The following is a 15060-nucleotide window of genomic DNA, read 5'->3' as shown; positions in this document are numbered from 1 at the left end:
ACATCTCATCCGGTCATCGAAGGAAGGCCGCGGCCACACCGGCGTCGACAGGAACATGGAGTCCGGTCGTATGGGTGAGGTCCCCGCCGGTCAGCGCGAACACGGCATTGGCCACGTGCTCCGGGAGCACCTCGCGCTTGAGCAGTGTCCGCTGGGCGTAGAACTCGCCGAGCTTCTCCTCCTCGATGCCGTACGTCGCCGCGCGCTGGGCGCCCCAGCCGCCCGCGAAGATCCCCGAACCGCGCACCACTCCGTCGGGGTTGATGCCGTTGACCCGGATCCCGTGCTCGCCCAGTTCCGCGGCCAGCAGCCGCACCTGGTGGGCCTGATCCGCCTTGGTGGCCGAGTAGGCGATGTTGTTCGGACCGGCGAACACCGCGTTCTTGGAGGTGATGTAGACGATGTCGCCACCGAGGTTCTGCGCCCGCATCATCCGGGCGGCCTCGCGCGAGACCAGGAACGAGCCGCGCGCCATGATGTCGTGCTGCAGGTCCCAGTCCCGGGCCGTCGTCTCCAGCAGCGGCTTCGAGATGGAGATACCGGCATTGTTCACGACGAGATCCACGCCGCCGAACGCCAGCGCACCGGCCCGGAACGCCTCGACGATCTGCTCCTCACTGGTCACATCGGCCGTCACGGCCACTGCCCTGTCGGAGCCGCCGAGCTCCCGGGCCACCGAGGCGGCGTTCTCCGCGTCGATGTCCGCGACGACGACGCACGCCCCCTCCGCGACCAGCCGGTGCGCGATGGCCCTGCCGATGCCGGACCCCGCGCCGGTGACCAGCGCCACCCGGGTGGCCAGTGGTCTCGCCTTCGGCCTCCGGCGCAGCTTGGCCTCCTCCAGCTCCCAGTACTCGATCCGGAACTTCTCGGACTCCTCGATCGGCGCGTACGAGGAGACGGCCTCGGCACCGCGCATCACGTTGATGGCGTTGAGATAGAACTCCCCGGCGACCCGGGCCGTCTGCTTGTCCTTGCCGAAGGAGAACATGCCGACCCCGGGCACCAGCACGATCGCCGGGTCCGCGCCACGCATCGCGGGGGAGTCGGGGGAGGCATGACGCCCGTAGTACGCGCGATACGCCTCCCGGTACTCCCCGTGCAGCTCCTTCAGCCGCGCCGCAGCTTCGTCCAACGGGGCGTCCGCGGGCAGGTCGAGCACCAGCGGGCTGACCTTCGTACGAAGGAAGTGGTCCGGGCACGAGGTGCCCAGTGCGGCGAGCCGGGGGTGTTCGGTCCGGGCCAGGAAGTCCAGCACCGGTGCCGTGTCGGTGAAATGGCCCACCTGGGAGCGGTCGGTGGAGGCCAGGCCGCGGATCAGCGGGGCGAGCGCGGCCGCACGCTCCCGGCGCCGTTCCTCGGGAAGCGGCTCGCGGCCCGCCCACGCGGGGCCGAAGGGCTCGGCCCTGCCCCGTTCCTGGAGGAAGGTCTCGGCGGTGCGGATCATCCAGAGCGCGTTGTGCTCGCACTCCTCGGAGGTCTCGCCCCAGGCCGTGATGCCGTGGCCGCCGAGGATCACGCCGACGGCCTGCGGGTTGGCCTCCTTGACCGCGGCGATGTCCAGGCCGAGCTGGAATCCCGGTCTGCGCCAGCCCACCCAGGCCACCTTGTCGCCGAAGCACTCCGCGGTCAGCTTCTCGCCGTCGGCGGCGCACGCCAGCGCGATCCCCGAGTCCGGATGCAGATGGTCGACGTGAGCGGCCTCGACCAGGGCGTGCATCGCCGTGTCGATGGACGGTGCGGCACCGCCCTTGCCGTGCAGGCAGTAGTCGAACGCCGGCACCATCTCGTCCTCGCGCTCCACCCCCGGGTACACGTCCCTGAGAGCACGCACCCGGTCCAGCCGCAGCACGGCGAGCCCGGCCTCGGTCAGCGTGCCGAGGTCACCGCCGGAACCCTTGACCCAGAGCAGTTCGGTGTCGCCCCCGGTGACCGGGTCGGTGCCGGTGGCCTTGACCGATGTGTTGCCGCCGGCGTAGTTGGTGTTCCGGGCGTCGGAGCCGATCCGGTGGGCCCGTTCCAGGAGTGCGGCGACTTCGGGGTGCGTCGCGGAGGCCATGGGATTCCTTCGTGGTCGGGGGTGCGGCTGAACCGGTCGGTGTTCGTACGGGGGGAAGGCGGGGTTCAGGCACCCCAGCCGGCCTGCTCGCCACCGACCCGGGCGGCGGCGATCCGCTCCTGGTTGCCCGAGGCCAGATATGCGGCGAACGGGTCCCTGGCCAGACCGAGTTCCTCACGGACCTCGGCCAGCAGCGGACGTACATCGGTGTTGTACGCATCCATCAGGGCGCCGTTCGCGGCCAGCACATCGCCGGACCGCTGGGCGGCACCCAGTGCTGCCATGTCGACCAGCAGCGCCTTGGCGGTGGCTTCCTGGACATTGGCGACCGACCGGATCACTGCGGGGATCTTCGCCTCGATGTTGTGGCACTGGTCGAGCATGAAGTTGACGTTCGTCTCGGGCTTGAGGCCGCCGTTCCTGGCCACCTCGTGCATGATCCGGAACAGCTGGAACGGGTCGGCCGCTCCGGCCATCAGATCGTCGTCCGCGTAGAACCGGGAGTTGAAGTCGAACGCGCCGAGCTTGTCCGCCCGCAGCAGCGAGGCCACGATGAACTCGATGTTGGTGCCCGGCGCGTGGTGCCCGGTGTCCACGACCACCTGGGCCTTCGGGCCGAGACTCAGACAGTGGGCGTACGCCGTGCCCCAGTCGGGAACATCGGTCGTGTAGAAAGCGGGCTCGAAGAGTTTGTACTCCAGCAGCATCCGCTGCTCGTCGCCCAGCCGTTCGTACACCTCGGCCAGCGCCTCGGCCAGCCGGTCCTGGCGGGCCGTGATGTCGTCCTGCCCGGGGTAGTTCGTGCCGTCGGAGAACCAGAGCTTGAGATCGGGGGACCCGGTCTCGTCCATGATGTCGACGCACTCCAGCAGGTGGTCGGTGGCCTTGCGGCGCACCTTCGGATCGGGATGGGTGACCGAACCGAGCTTGTAGTCGTCGTCCTGGAAGACGTTGGAGTTGATCGCCCCGATCCGCAGACCGAGATCCTCGGCGTGCCGGGTCAGCGCGGTGTAGTCCTCGACCTTGTCCCACGGAATGTGCAGCGACACCTTCGGAGCCACGCCCGTGAACGCGTGCACCTGGGCCGCGTCCTCAAGCTTCTCGAACGGGTCACGCGGCACACCCGGCTGCGCGAACACCTTGAACCGCGTTCCGGAATTCCCGTACCCCCACGACGGCGTCTCGATGACCTGGGACTTCAGAGCTGCCTTGACGGCTGACACATCAGACATGAACACCTCGTAAGCGGAGTCATCCAGCAACCGGAGAACGTTCGGATGTGCATATGAATCGTTTCATCCAGGCCGTACGCTAGGTTCGCCACACGCTTTCAGTCAAGGAGCCGGTCAGGTGTCCCGGCTTCTCGGATCAACTCATCGCGCGACCGCGTACGCCTGCTGACGGCGGAGCACGGAGCCCCGCCGCGCCGTTCGGCGGGTTCGCTCAGTGTCCGCTGCCGGACATGCTCGGCTGCAGCGATCTCACCAGATCGAAGAACCGGGACTCGTTGCCGCAGAGGCCCGCGCGCTGGAGTGCGCCATCCGCTTCGGCGATCGGCGAGGCCAGCAACGGCACGTACAAGGGGCCGTCGTCCGGGTCCGCGAGCGCGGCGCGAGTGGCCTCCAGCAGTCGGACATATGCCTGGGCCGCGGCGAGTTCGTCATTGCGCATCTCAGCATCTCCCGGTCAGAGGTGTCGTACCCACCAGCATCCCCCATGGGTCTGACAACGCCCGCGGGCGACGGCGCGACGGACGCCCGCTACCCGTCGTTCGGCCCTCGTGCACCGGCCGGTGGCTCGACCTCCAGGAATCTTCGACGGCGCGCCCCGCGGTACAGCAGCACCGTCCAGCCCAACTCCCGCAGCACGGCCGCGCACCGGGCCAGCTCGGCCTCCTCCGCATGGGCGGCGCCGCTGCCGGGCGGCCCGAGCCACTCGACACGCGCGCCCCCCGGTGCCTCGCCCCGCTGCACGCGGTACCCGCTCGCCGTGCGCACGCCCGATCCGTCAACGGCCGAGGCGGCCAGGCCCGAGGCCTCCAGAGCGAGGGCGACCGCTCGCACCGGACGGTGCGTCTCCCACTGCGCGGGTACAGTCTGCGGGTCGGCGCGCCCGGTGTTCGTCAGGCGGCGGATCTGCAGCATTCCTTCGAACGCCGTCCGTACGGAAGCGGAGCGCTCGCCCTCCCGCTCCGGTGCCTTCGGGCCGTCCCCGGTGGCCGGTTCGAAACCTGTCCCGTGCCCGGTGTCCATCAGCGTTTCCCTTCGCCCGTGCCGTACTCCTGCCAGTGTGCGCCGCGCCTCTGACAGTGGCTCGGGCGTGGGGCACCCGCCGCCCGGCGTGCCCGATGCCGCCGCGCCACGATCCCCTCTCTCACGCCGCCGGAACGTCACCTTCACCGGCGAGCGTCGACGCGCCCCCGCCGAGCACTTTGCCCGGGTTGAGGATGCCGTGCGGATCCAGCGCCGCCTTCACCGCGTGATGCATGCCCAGCACCGCGGAACCCAGTTCCTTGTTCATCCCGCGCATCTTCAGCAACCCCACACCGTGCTCGCCCGTCACCGTTCCCCCGAGGGCGATCGCATCATCGAGGATGTCCTCGAAGGCCAACTGCGCGCGGGCCCGCGCCGTTTCGTCGCCGGGAGCGGTGATGATGAGCGGGTGCAGATTCCCGTCCCCGGCATGGGCGATGTTGGCCACCAGAATGTCGTGCCGGGCCGCCGTCCTCTCGATCCGGGCCAGCATCTCGGGCACCGCCGTCCGCGGCACACACACGTCCTCGGTCAGGACCGGACCGAGCCGCTCCAGCGCCGGGTAGGCCAGTCTGCGCGCCTGGAACAGCGCATCGGCCTCCTGCTGGTCCGTGGAGACCGCGGCCCAGGTCGCCCCCGCCCGCTCGAAGCACTCCCGGACCAGCTCGGCCTCCGCGTCGCCCTCCGCGCCCGGTGTGTCGACCCGGCCGAGCAGCACCACGTCCGCGTCGGCGGAGAGGCCCATCTTCTTCCAGGCGTCGACAGCGGCCAGGCAGTGACGGTCGACCAGTTCGAGCGCCGAGGGGATCACGCCCGATGCGGTCACGGCGCTCACCGCCTCGCCCGCGGCGACCACCGAGGAGAAGTACCCGGCCACCGTCCGCTCCTGCGGTCGCGCCGGACGCAGCCGCACCGTGATCTCCGTGATCACGCCGAGGGTGCCCTCGGACCCGACCATCAGTCCGGCCAGGTCGTACCCCGCAACGCCCTTCGCGGTTCGCCGGCCGAGCGAGACGACCTCACCGAGCCCGTTGACCACTTCGAGACCGAGGACGTAGTCACGCGTCACGCCGTACTTGACGCAGCACATGCCCCCCGCGTTGGTCGCGACGTTCCCGCCGATCGTCGACCAGGGCGAACTCGCCGGATCCGGCGGGTACCAGAGTCCGTGCTCGGCGCCCGCCGCCCGCAGATCGTCGTTGACCACGCCCGGCTGGACGACGGCCAGCCGCTCCGCCGGATCGATGCGGACGATGCGGTTCATGTCCTCGAAGGACAGGACGATCGCCCCGTCCACGGCGTTCGCACCTCCCGACAGGCCGGTGCCCGCACCACGCGGCACCAACGGGATGCGGTGGGCCAGACAGTGCCGAACCACATCCCGCACCTCTTCGGTGGTCTGCGGACGCACCACGGCCAGGGGTGTTCCGTAAGGAGCCCACTCGGCCTCGTCGTGCTGATACCGGACAAGACCGGCCGGATCGGTGAGTACCCGCCGGGCAGGGATGCCGTCCACTGATGCGTTCGCCACGTCCGTGGCAACCTCCTATAAAGATGTACTACCCACCATCATTGCGCGCAGCGCTCGGGCCCGCCCGGGAGCCCCCGGAATCCGTTGATCATGAAATTGACGCGAACGGGTGATTGGATGCCGATAGGGTCGACCGTCCGACAGTTCCGTACCCGGAGGATCCGCGCACCGTGCCCGACAACGTCCAAGGCCCCGCCATCGACCGCGGCGACCGTGCCGCGCTGCGCGCCGACTGCGCGAACTGTTTCGGGCTGTGCTGCGTGGCGCTCACTCTGACACGGTCCGCGGACTTCGCGATCGACAAGGACGCCGGGAAGCCCTGCCGGAACCTCCAGGAGGACTTCCGCTGCGGCATCCACACCGAACTCCGGACACAGGGCTTTCCGGGGTGCACCGTGTACGACTGTTTCGGGGCGGGCCAGAAGGTCTCCGGCGAGACCTTCGACGGACAGGACTGGCGCCGGGCCCCGCAGACCGCCGGGCAGATGTTCCAGGTGTTCCCGGTCGTGCGGCAGCTCCATGAACTCCTCTGGTACCTCACCGAAGCGCTGTCCCTGGAACCGGCGAGGCCCCTCCAGGCCGAGATCCGGCGCACCCTCGACGAGACGGAACGCCTCACCCGCCTCCCGGCCGACGCGTTCTCGGACCTGGATGTGGCCGGCCACCGCGACGTCGTGGCCGAACTGCTGCTCCGCACCAGCGAACTCGTACGAGCGACGGCGCCGCGCAGGAAGAAGCGTGACCATCGCGGCGCCGACCTCATAGGAGCCAGGCTCAAGGGCGCCGATCTGCGGGGCGCCGACCTGCGCGGCGCCTATCTGATCGCAGCGGACCTCACCGGTGCCGATCTGCGTCTGGCCGACCTGATCGGTGCCGACTTCCGGGACGCGAATCTGTCCGGCGCCGACCTCACCAGCAGCCTCTTCCTCACCCGGGCCCAGCTCAACGCGGCCCGCGGAGACGCGGCGACGAAGCTCCCGCCGTCACTCGGCCGCCCCACGCACTGGAACCGGTGAATCCCGGCCCCGGCGGCGGCCGGCCGTTCACGCCGCAGCGGGGCGAATCGGCCGGTGGGGCTGGGCACTGTGGACGTGTCCGGCTCGTTGCACAGTGCGGCGTACCCGGAACGCCGCAGACGACCGGACCGAGGAGTCGCGCACATGCCGAGCAGTACCGACCGCAGCCGCACCGAACCGAGCCGCACGGACGGGAACCGCACCCGTCTGATCGAGCGCCTCATGGAGCAGTTCCCGCACGTGCCCCGGGAAGCCGTCATCAAGGAGGATCTGCTGCGCGGCGGCGTGGCGTTCGACGAGTCCGCCCTCAGCGACAACGAGGGCGGTGATGTCAAGCCGAAGTCCTACTTCATCTTCTCCTTCGACCACGGCACCCTCCCCGAGCTGGGCGCGGCCGCACTCCGCCGCCCACCGGAGGAGATCGTCCTCACCGGCGGTCCGTACGGCCTGCGCAGGACCGTCGTGTCCGTCCGGGTCAACCCCGCGTCCCCGTACCGTGTCGCGGCCGATGACGACGGTGTGCTCGCGCTGTATCTCGACGGCCGGCGGATCTCGGACGTGGGTCTGCCGCCGATGCCGGACTATTACCGTCACACACTGGAGAACGGCAAGTCCGTGATGGAGGTGGCCCCCACCATCCAATGGGGATACCTCGTCTACCTGACCGTCTTCCGGGTCTGCCAGTACTTCGGTGCGAAGGAGGAGTGCCAGTACTGCGACATCAACCACAACTGGCGCCAGCACAAGGCGGCGGGACGTCCGTACACCGGGGTGAAGCCGGTCGAGGAGGTCCTGGAGGCGCTCGCCATCATCGACAAGTACGACACGGCGAAGACATCCACTGCCTACACCCTCACCGGCGGGGCCATCACGTCCCACATCGGCGGCCGCGACGAGGCCGATTTCTACGGGCAGTACGCCAAGGCCATCGAGGAGCGATTCCCCGGCCGCTGGATCGGCAAGGTCGTCGCCCAGGCCCTGCCCAAGGCCGACGTCCAGCGATTCCACGACTACGGTGTGCAGATCTACCACCCCAACTACGAGGTGTGGGACCGTCGGCTGTTCGAGCTCTACTGCCCCGGCAAGGAACGCTACGTGGGCCGTGACGAGTGGCACCGCCGCATCCTGGACTCCGCCGAGGTCTTCGGCGCCCGCAATGTCATCCCCAACTTCGTGGCGGGCGTGGAGATGGCCGAGCCCTTCGGCTTCACCACGGTGGACGAGGCCATCGCGTCGACCACCGAGGGCCTGCGGTTCTTCATGTCGCACGGCATCACCCCGAGGTTCACCACCTGGTGCCCGGAACCCACCACTCCGCTCGGGAAGACCAATCCGGACGGAGCGCCACTGGAGTACCACATCCGTCTGCTGGACGCCTATCGCGCGACCATGGAGGAGTACGGTCTCAGTTCGCCCCCCGGATACGGTCCGCCCGGCCCCGGACGCGCGGTCTTCTCCGTCAGCTCGTTCATGGACAGCCTTCCGGCCCTTCCGGACGACGCCCGGTAGCACCGGTCCGGTCGCCGGGCCCTGGCCCGGGCCACCGGTCCGCGCACGGCGCGGGCGAACCTGGCGCTCGGGTACGCGCGCACCCGAGCGCCTCGGCTTCGGGGACCGTCAGGCCCGCCACTCGGCCGTACGCTCGCGGGACGCTTCGGCGAGGGCCTGCACGATTGCTTCCGCGTCACCCTGGTGACCGTAGACAGGCGTGCCGGGCTGCTGACGCCATGATTCGTCGAGGCCCCCCGCGTCCACGGTGTCGAAACCCAGCTCGTCGATGAGGTCGCGCACGACCTGCTTGGCCGCCGCGTCGTCGCCGGCCACCGGCAGCGCCTGACGGCCGGGGCTTCCCTCGGGGAGACCGTTGGAGAGGATGTCCTGTGCGTACGTCCCGTTGAACGCCTTGATCACCGGGTGGCCGATCTGTTCCTCGGTCCACCGGCTCTCGGGCGTGCCGTCCTCGATCGCTCCGATGCGACCGTCGCGCTGTTGCGGGTAGTAATTGCCCGTGTCGATGACCGCGACCCCTTCCGCGGCATCGTCGATCAGGCCGGCCGGCAGATCGGGGACGGCCTTGAGGGGGACGGTGACGACAACGACCTGGGCTCCCCGGGCCGCCTCCGCGGCGGTGACCGCAGTGGCTCCGGTCTCCTCGACAAGTGCGGAGAGCGTCTCGGGGCCGCGCGAATTTGCGATGGACACATCGTGGCCCAGCGCGGTGAGGCGCCGGGTGAGGTTTCCGCCGATGTTGCCCGCTCCGATGATGCCGATCTTCATGGGTCCGACCTTCCGATGGCGCCTGCGCTGGGTGATGTGGTCTCGCGGCTTCACCAACTGCCCATTGCCGGTCGCTATTCCTGGCGATGGAAAAACGATTCGTATGTTCACCCGAAGGATGGGGGCGAGTGCCTGGGGGCACGTACACGAAGAGACCGGAATTACCGAGCCCACTTGAAGGCGGTGCCCATGCTGCATGGCGTCGATGTCAGCTCCCATCAGTCGTCCTTCGACACGGACGGACTGGACTTCGTCTTCATCAAGGCCACCGAAGGGCGTTCCTACGTCAATCCGCACATCGCTTCACAGGTGAAACGCGCGAGGGACGCCGAGTGCGTGGTCGGCTTCTATCACTTTCTCTGGCCGGGGAGCATCACGGCCCAGGCCGAGTACTTCGTGAGCAAGGCCCCGGAGAAGACGGGTGACCTGCTCGCCGTGGACTGGGAACAGAACGGCGAGGGCGCGAGGGCCAGCAATGCGGAGAAGGACCGCTTCATCCGCGAGGTCAAGCGCCTGCGACCGCACCACAGGGTCTTGCTCTACTGCAACCGATACTTCTGGCTGAACCACGACACCACCTCGTATGCGGGGGACGGCCTGTGGATCGCCGACTACGTCACTGCGGGAAAGCCCCGCATCAAGGCGTCCTGGCGTATCCATCAGTACACCGACCAGCCGCTCGACAAGGACGTCGCCGCCTTCTCGTCGCGCACCGCCATGCGCGACTGGGCCCAGGGGTAGGCGCCGCGCAGGAACGGTGCGGACGGGAGGCGGGGCCGGGGCGCCGCGCTCCGATCGGTAGGTGTAAACCCATGATTGGTGCGGGCCTAGAATAGTGCCGATGAGCGAGACCCCGCCCAGCCTCCTGGGACTCACGACATATCTGCTGTCCAAGACCGGCAGGGCAGCGCGGAGCCGGCTGGCGGCACGGCTGGCCGACCGGGACATGCGGCTCTGGCATATGTCCGTGCTGTCGGCGCTCGTCGACTTCGGTCCCCATGTCCAGCGGGAACTGGCATCGCGACTGGGTATCGACCGGAGCGACATCGTCAAGATCGTGGACGACCTCGCGGTGGCCGGCCTCGTCGACCGTGCCCGGGACACCGGCGACCGCCGCCGTGTGACGGTCACGGCCACCCCCGACGGATGCGCGGTGCTCAGGGAGCTCCAGGCCGAGGCGCTGACTGTCCAGGAGGCACTGCTGGAGCCGCTGACCGGGTCCGAACAAGCCCAGCTGGCCGCATTGTTGCAACGGGTCCACGCCCACGTCCACGAGGGCGCCGAAGGGGCGAAGGCAGGTCGCTGACCGATTCCCCCGGTCGGGTGCGGCACACTTCTCGGGTGACCACAGCCGCGGCTCAGCCGCCTCGCGACCGCGCGCTCGGGCGCGGAATCACCACCCTCATTCCGCAGGCCGCAACGGCCACCGCGGCCGAACAGGCGGCTGCCGTTCTCACGGCGATGCAGAGCGTTCCGGTGCGTGTGGGTGTCCTCCAGGCGGCCGTGGTCCTCCTGGAGGAACGAGTGCGTGCGACGGACGACGATGCGGAGCGAGCGGCCGCGGCTACTACGGTCGCCATGCTGCGCAGCGCGATCGGCCGGGCCGGTTGAACCGGGCCGGAGCCCGGGGGAGATGATCAGCGCAGTTCGTCGAGGGCCCGGACGCACGCCTCGGGATGGTCCCGCCAGTACTGCCAACTTCCCTCATGGGAAAGGACGACGGCCAGCGCGTCCGTCAGGCCGAGCCGCCGACGCCCGACAACCTCCCGTACGACCACGACGGCCGCCACGAGGCCGTTCCACCCGCCTTCGTCCAGATACGCGAGCGAGGCGGCAGGCTTTCCCGCAGCGGACGTACGCGTGGACTCGATCAGCGGTTGCAGCCATCGGGCCCACAGTCGGTACCGGCGCGACACCTCCGTGTCCGCCTCGTCCGCCCCGTCCGTTCGTTCCGCAGCCTCCATCAGGGGTGCCAGCGCCCGCGCGAGGCGCTCGCAGTAGCTCGCCGCACTCTCCGCGGCCCATGGGTGTTCGGCGGCGAAGTGCTCCCATCCGGTCTGCACCCCCAACTCGTCGAGCCACCAGCCACCGGCGGGCCGAAGCCCCTCGGTGCCACCGAGCACAAAGGCTTCCCGCACCAGTTCGTAACTCGGCGGGTTGCGTTCCGCGAGCAGCACGGCGTCGTACAGATCCTTGCCCTGCGGGTACGCGTCGGTGACCAGCCACAGCAACTTCCAGGCCAGCGACAGCTCGGGGGACACCGCCTGCACGCGGCAACCCGGCCCGTCTCCCAATGGCCGGAGCCCGGTGAGCACGGCGGGGGAGGGCAGGGACTCGTTGAACACCACGTCGATCTGCACGGTGCCGCCGGGCACACCGTCCGCGGTCCACGGCAGCAGCACGCGCCGCCCCGGAACCCGGTCGTACGTCCAGATGTCCTCCGTCACCATGCCCGCCGCGTCGATCCGGACGGAGCCGTGCGCGGCGGCCGCAGCCGCGTCCCGGGCGATCGTGTCGAAGAGTCCCGAGGCCCGGGGGTCTTCCATGGCCCAGTCCCGGGGCACGAAGAGAAAGTCCAGATCCCCCGGGTCGCGGGCGGCGTCCCCGAACCACGTGGCCATCAACACGCTGCCGCGCAGCACCAGATGACCACCCCACGCGCCGTCCGCGATCGAGGCGAGCAAGGTGTCCAGTACAGTACGCCGTGCCCGATGCCAGGCCCGACCCATCGCCTCCTCGCCATCGCCGAATTCAGGCTCTCCCGCTCGGTAGGCATTGGCGAACTGCTTCAGTGCGGGGTCGAAGACGAGCGGGTGATTCATCCCCTCCGGTGCGGGCAGCAGTGTGCCCGGAAGCTCCGCATTGCGCCGTGTCTCCTCGTCGAGGGGAGTGTGAGGAACGCGTGGGGAGCCCTGGTAGAGCCTGGTCCAGGAGCTGGATCCGTCGGCGGAAGATGGCATGGTGGGACTCCTGCGGGCGGGTGCGCTGCTGTGCGCGAGACCCGGGTGGAAGGGGAAGCCGACACTTCGGGTGCGCGCGATCGTCTGACGTGAGCATAGGGGTACGCGCTGCCTGGAGGGCCGCGGGTCCGGGGGCATCGCGGAGAGGACGCGCCCGTCAACCGGGGTGCAGGAAACAGCAATTGGCATGGACCTGGTAGTCAAGCTGCGTTACAGTCCGTTGCGGCACACTCTGAGAGCGCTCTCAGGTGAGAGCTCTCGGACGCCTGCTGTTCCTCCCCCACGATGCCGGAACAACAGAAGGGCCATTGCCTTGAGATGTATGAACGCGCTGCGTACGAGCCTGGCTGCCGCACTGGTTGTCGGAGCCTGGGCGACCGTGGGCCTCACCTCCGGTCCGGCGTCCGCCGCCGCAGTGGAGCCGGCTTCCGCGACACCCCGTTCCGCGACCGATGAAGCACCGGCGTCCGCAGGGCTGCTCTCAGCCATGCAGAGGGACCTCGGCCTGACGGAGAGTGAGGCCAGGGCCCGGCTGGCCGCCGAGAAGACGGCAACCGCCTTACAGGGCACAGTGCGACGGGCCGCCGGATCCTCCTACGCCGGCTCCTGGTTCGATCCGGCCGCGGGCAGGCTCACCGTGGCCCTCACCGACAAGCGGAAGTCGGACGTCGTGCGGGCGTCCGGCGCCTCCGTCCAACTGGTACGGCACAGCGCACGGCAGCTCGACGCGGCCAAGAAGCGGATCGACAGGATGGCCGCGCCGGAGGGTGTCAGCGGCTGGCACGTCGACCCGAAGGCCAACCGGGTCGTCGTCGATGTGGTCGCCTCGGCAACGGGTGACAACGATGTCCAGAAATTCGTCGAACGGGCCCGCGAGACCGGCCCCGTACTGGTGAACCGGACACCCGAGGCGCCCAGGACCTTCGCTGCCGGAACCGTTGGCGGCGATCCCTACTACACGGGCAACGTCCGATGCTCGATCGGCTTCTCCGTGTACGGCGGCTTCGTCACAGCAGGGCATTGCGGACAGGGCGGCGCGGCGGTCAGCGGATGGGACGGTTCTGCCATCGGCAACTTCCAGGGGTCGTCCTTCCCCGGTGACGACTACGCCTGGGTCAGCGTGGGCAACGGCTGGTGGACCGTCCCCGTGGTACTCGGCTGGGGCACCGTCTCCGACCAGCTGGTCCGGGGCTCCGCGGTGGCCCCCATCGGCGCCTCCATATGCCGGTCCGGTTCAACCAGCCACTGGCACTGCGGCAATGTGCTGGCCACCAACGAGACCGTGAACTACAGCCAGGGCGCGGTTTATCAGATGACCAAGACGAGCGTCTGCGCCGAGCCCGGAGACTCGGGAGGTTCGTTCATCAGCGGGGACCAGGCCCAGGGGGTCACCTCGGGCGGCTGGGGCAACTGCACCAGCGGCGGGGAGACCTGGCACCAGCCGATCAACGAGATCCTCAACCGGTACGGGCTGACCCTGCACACTGCCTGACGGTACGCGGGGCCCGGCCGGACCCGTCCCGTCCGGTGTCCGCTGCGCACACGGGGCCTGCCGTGACCCGAGCTTTGTCGCCCGGGCGCGGCGGGCCCTTCTCGCGGGACGCGGACGCCGCGCGTCTCACCAGGTGCAGGGGGCCTGCAGGTCGTTGATGCTGTCGGCGAGTTCGGCCGGCCGGGCCGGCCGGCCTGTCGCGTGCCAGTGAGCGATGCGCCAGGCCAGCCGCCGCGGCCACACCGGTGTGGTGGGCAGCCGGTCGACCGGAATCCATGTGGGCGTCCCGCCGTGATTGTCGAGCTCCGCAAGGGAACCGACCACACCTTCGGCATGCACAAGAAAGTAGTGCTCACGGCGGCCGTCCTTCCAGACGCGGGCTATTTCCCCGACCACCTCGCCGCTCAGGCCGGTCTCCTCCCGCAGTTCACGGATCACCGCGGCGTGCAGCGTCTCGCCGTCCTCGACCCCGCCGCCGGGGATCTCGTAGTACGGCTGTCCGTCCTCCTCGAAGCCGATGAGCAGCATCCGCTCGTCACGGATCACCACCGCCCCGGCCCGGACCCGCACCGGATCAGCGGCTGTTGGGTCGTCCCAGGAGGCCACTCCCCGCGTCGGGCCTTTCGTCACCCAGTCCCGCAGCACCGCTTCCGCAGTTCCGACGGGTCGGATCCGCGCGTGCAACGCGTCGGCCAGGCGCAGGGAGCACCACGAGCCGTCCGGGGCGCGGTCCTGGCTGGGGAGGCTGTAGACCCCGTCCTCGTCAGGCTCTTCGGCCACGACAAGTCCGGCATCGTCGAACCGGACGTTCAGCAGCGAGGAGTCGTCGGCCATCAGTGAAGACTACGCGTGCGGACCGCCCTCAGGACTCCGTGCGGCGCGCCACTCGTCGAACTGCTCCGGAGTACGGACGCGGTCGACCAGGACCGACCGGTAGATCTCGACGCTCTTCACCGACTTTCTGTACTCGGCACGGTCTGCCCAGGCCTGCTTGATCCCGAGGATCGCCGCACGGGTTCCGGGAGTGAGAAGCGCAGACAGTTCCTTGAGATGGGCGAGGTCGGGCTGCCGGTCGGGCTCGTCGACGAACCAGACGTCCAGGTTCCATTCCCGACCTTCCCGCGAGCGACAGTCCACACCGAGATACAGCCCGTCGGGGTAGTCCGGATCGGTGTTCCACTCGCCGGTGTCGTCGCGGAACCGGACCTGCCGCACCCGCTGGTGCTGCGCAAGTCGTGCGCCGATTCCGGCAACGGCTTCCAAGGTCCGCGCGTCGAGTGACGGGCAGATCACCGTTACGTCCAGGTCGCGACGGACCATCAGCCCGAGGGCATAACTCCCCACCCGCACCGGCCGGCCGATTCCGGTCAGGAGTTCGTCCAGCTGAAGATCCGCGTCGACGGCATCCGCGGCGGAGCGCAGTGTGTCCTGATGCTGCAAGAGTTCCTCTGTCACCGTCACGCGGCCATTCTC

At 69.3% G+C, this 15060-nt stretch carries 15 protein-coding genes; 6 read left to right on the top strand and 9 right to left on the bottom strand.

All coding sequences use genetic code 11. The features are described 5' to 3' along the window. Positions 1-13 precede the first annotated feature (13 nt). The 5 genes from ACWCPY_RS20435 to ACWCPY_RS20415 all read right to left on the bottom strand — a co-directional run bounded on the left by ACWCPY_RS20435 (position 14) and on the right by ACWCPY_RS20415 (position 5842). Positions 14-2059 (bottom strand): bifunctional aldolase/short-chain dehydrogenase, encoded by a 2046-nt coding sequence (locus ACWCPY_RS20435; RefSeq protein WP_451266849.1) that lies wholly within the window; start codon positions 2057-2059, stop codon positions 14-16. Between the two features lie 65 nt (positions 2060-2124). After that, positions 2125-3291 (bottom strand): L-rhamnose isomerase, encoded by a 1167-nt coding sequence (gene rhaI, locus ACWCPY_RS20430; RefSeq protein ID WP_451266847.1) that lies wholly within the window; start codon positions 3289-3291, stop codon positions 2125-2127. 211 nt (positions 3292-3502) lie between these two features. Beyond that, positions 3503-3730 carry a hypothetical protein gene (locus ACWCPY_RS20425; protein WP_451266845.1) on the bottom strand — a complete coding sequence of 76 codons (228 nt, stop codon included), beginning with the start codon at positions 3728-3730 and terminating at the stop codon, positions 3503-3505. Positions 3731-3819: 89 nt separating this feature from the next. Next, complete coding sequence (locus ACWCPY_RS20420) at positions 3820-4311, bottom strand: hypothetical protein (protein WP_451266843.1); 492 nt, start codon at positions 4309-4311, stop codon at positions 3820-3822. 121 nt (positions 4312-4432) lie between these two features. Further along, complete coding sequence (locus tag ACWCPY_RS20415) at positions 4433-5842, bottom strand: FAD-binding oxidoreductase (protein WP_451266841.1); 1410 nt, start codon at positions 5840-5842, stop codon at positions 4433-4435. A 170-nt stretch (positions 5843-6012) separates the two neighbouring features. Between ACWCPY_RS20415 and ACWCPY_RS20410 the strand changes: the two genes are divergently transcribed. Together ACWCPY_RS20410 and ACWCPY_RS20405 are read left to right on the top strand one after the other, a co-directional pair. Then, positions 6013-6858 (top strand): pentapeptide repeat-containing protein, encoded by an 846-nt coding sequence (locus tag ACWCPY_RS20410; RefSeq protein WP_451266839.1) that lies wholly within the window; start codon positions 6013-6015, stop codon positions 6856-6858. Positions 6859-7002: 144 nt separating this feature from the next. Continuing rightward, a complete protein-coding gene (locus tag ACWCPY_RS20405; protein ID WP_451266837.1) occupies positions 7003-8367 on the top strand; it encodes a radical SAM protein in 1365 nt (454 codons plus the stop codon). A gap of 108 nt (positions 8368-8475) precedes the next feature. Here the strand turns inward: ACWCPY_RS20405 and ACWCPY_RS20400 are convergent, their stop codons facing one another. Continuing rightward, entirely contained in the window at positions 8476-9333 is an 858-nt protein-coding gene (locus ACWCPY_RS20400) for an NADPH-dependent F420 reductase (RefSeq protein WP_451266975.1), read from the bottom strand. Between ACWCPY_RS20400 and ACWCPY_RS20395 the strand changes: the two genes are divergently transcribed. The 3 genes from ACWCPY_RS20395 (at position 9325) to ACWCPY_RS20385 (ending at position 10746) form a co-directional block, all read left to right on the top strand. Continuing rightward, positions 9325-9876 (top strand): glycoside hydrolase family 25 protein, encoded by a 552-nt coding sequence (locus tag ACWCPY_RS20395; protein WP_451266835.1) that lies wholly within the window; start codon positions 9325-9327, stop codon positions 9874-9876. The two genes, ACWCPY_RS20400 and ACWCPY_RS20395, sit on opposite strands and share 9 nt — an antisense overlap. Positions 9877-9976: 100 nt before the next feature. Next, on the top strand, positions 9977-10441 hold the full coding sequence (locus tag ACWCPY_RS20390; protein WP_451266833.1) for a MarR family winged helix-turn-helix transcriptional regulator: 465 nt from the start codon (positions 9977-9979) through the stop codon (positions 10439-10441). Between the two features lie 35 nt (positions 10442-10476). Continuing rightward, positions 10477-10746 (top strand): hypothetical protein, encoded by a 270-nt coding sequence (locus tag ACWCPY_RS20385; RefSeq protein WP_072487705.1) that lies wholly within the window; start codon positions 10477-10479, stop codon positions 10744-10746. Positions 10747-10772: 26 nt separating this feature from the next. On the opposite strand, the gene ACWCPY_RS20380 is transcribed toward ACWCPY_RS20385, so the two are convergent. After that, positions 10773-12095 carry a nucleotidyl transferase AbiEii/AbiGii toxin family protein gene (locus tag ACWCPY_RS20380; protein WP_451266831.1) on the bottom strand — a complete coding sequence of 441 codons (1323 nt, stop codon included), beginning with the start codon at positions 12093-12095 and terminating at the stop codon, positions 10773-10775. 322 nt (positions 12096-12417) lie between these two features. Here ACWCPY_RS20380 and ACWCPY_RS20375 point away from each other — a divergent pair, with 322 nt between their 5' ends. Next, entirely contained in the window at positions 12418-13587 is a 1170-nt protein-coding gene (locus tag ACWCPY_RS20375) for a S1 family peptidase (RefSeq protein ID WP_451266829.1), read from the top strand. A 126-nt stretch (positions 13588-13713) separates the two neighbouring features. On the opposite strand, the gene ACWCPY_RS20370 is transcribed toward ACWCPY_RS20375, so the two are convergent. Both ACWCPY_RS20370 and ACWCPY_RS20365 read right to left on the bottom strand, forming a co-directional pair. Further along, the gene (locus ACWCPY_RS20370) at positions 13714-14421 is read right to left on the bottom strand and encodes an NUDIX domain-containing protein (protein WP_451266827.1); all 708 of its coding nucleotides are present in this window, start codon (positions 14419-14421) and stop codon (positions 13714-13716) included. A 9-nt stretch (positions 14422-14430) separates the two neighbouring features. Further along, positions 14431-15048: a hypothetical protein gene (locus tag ACWCPY_RS20365; protein WP_451266825.1), complete on the bottom strand. Its 618-nt coding sequence runs from the start codon at positions 15046-15048 to the stop codon at positions 14431-14433. Positions 15049-15060: the final 12 nt, after the last annotated feature.

The organism is Streptomyces sp. NPDC002403, assembly GCF_053593015.1.
Note: the sequence above shows the minus strand (reverse complement) of the source record. Positions and strands in the feature narration are given on the sequence as shown.

Coding starts and splice junctions, on each gene's coding strand:
- ACWCPY_RS20400 (WP_451266975.1), bottom strand. CDS start 9,333: ATGCAGCATGGGCACCGCCTTCAAGTGGGCTCGGTAATTCCGGTCTCT.
- ACWCPY_RS20390 (WP_451266833.1), top strand. CDS start 9,977: ATGAGCGAGACCCCGCCCAGCCTCCTGGGACTCACGACATATCTGCTG.
- ACWCPY_RS20380 (WP_451266831.1), bottom strand. CDS start 12,095: ATGCCATCTTCCGCCGACGGATCCAGCTCCTGGACCAGGCTCTACCAG.
- ACWCPY_RS20370 (WP_451266827.1), bottom strand. CDS start 14,421: ATGGCCGACGACTCCTCGCTGCTGAACGTCCGGTTCGACGATGCCGGA.
- rhaI (WP_451266847.1), bottom strand. CDS start 3,291: ATGTCTGATGTGTCAGCCGTCAAGGCAGCTCTGAAGTCCCAGGTCATC.
- ACWCPY_RS20375 (WP_451266829.1), top strand. CDS start 12,418: ATGAACGCGCTGCGTACGAGCCTGGCTGCCGCACTGGTTGTCGGAGCC.
- ACWCPY_RS20425 (WP_451266845.1), bottom strand. CDS start 3,730: ATGCGCAATGACGAACTCGCCGCGGCCCAGGCATATGTCCGACTGCTG.
- ACWCPY_RS20435 (WP_451266849.1), bottom strand. CDS start 2,059: ATGGCCTCCGCGACGCACCCCGAAGTCGCCGCACTCCTGGAACGGGCC.
- ACWCPY_RS20395 (WP_451266835.1), top strand. CDS start 9,325: ATGCTGCATGGCGTCGATGTCAGCTCCCATCAGTCGTCCTTCGACACG.
- ACWCPY_RS20420 (WP_451266843.1), bottom strand. CDS start 4,311: ATGGACACCGGGCACGGGACAGGTTTCGAACCGGCCACCGGGGACGGC.
- ACWCPY_RS20405 (WP_451266837.1), top strand. CDS start 7,003: ATGCCGAGCAGTACCGACCGCAGCCGCACCGAACCGAGCCGCACGGAC.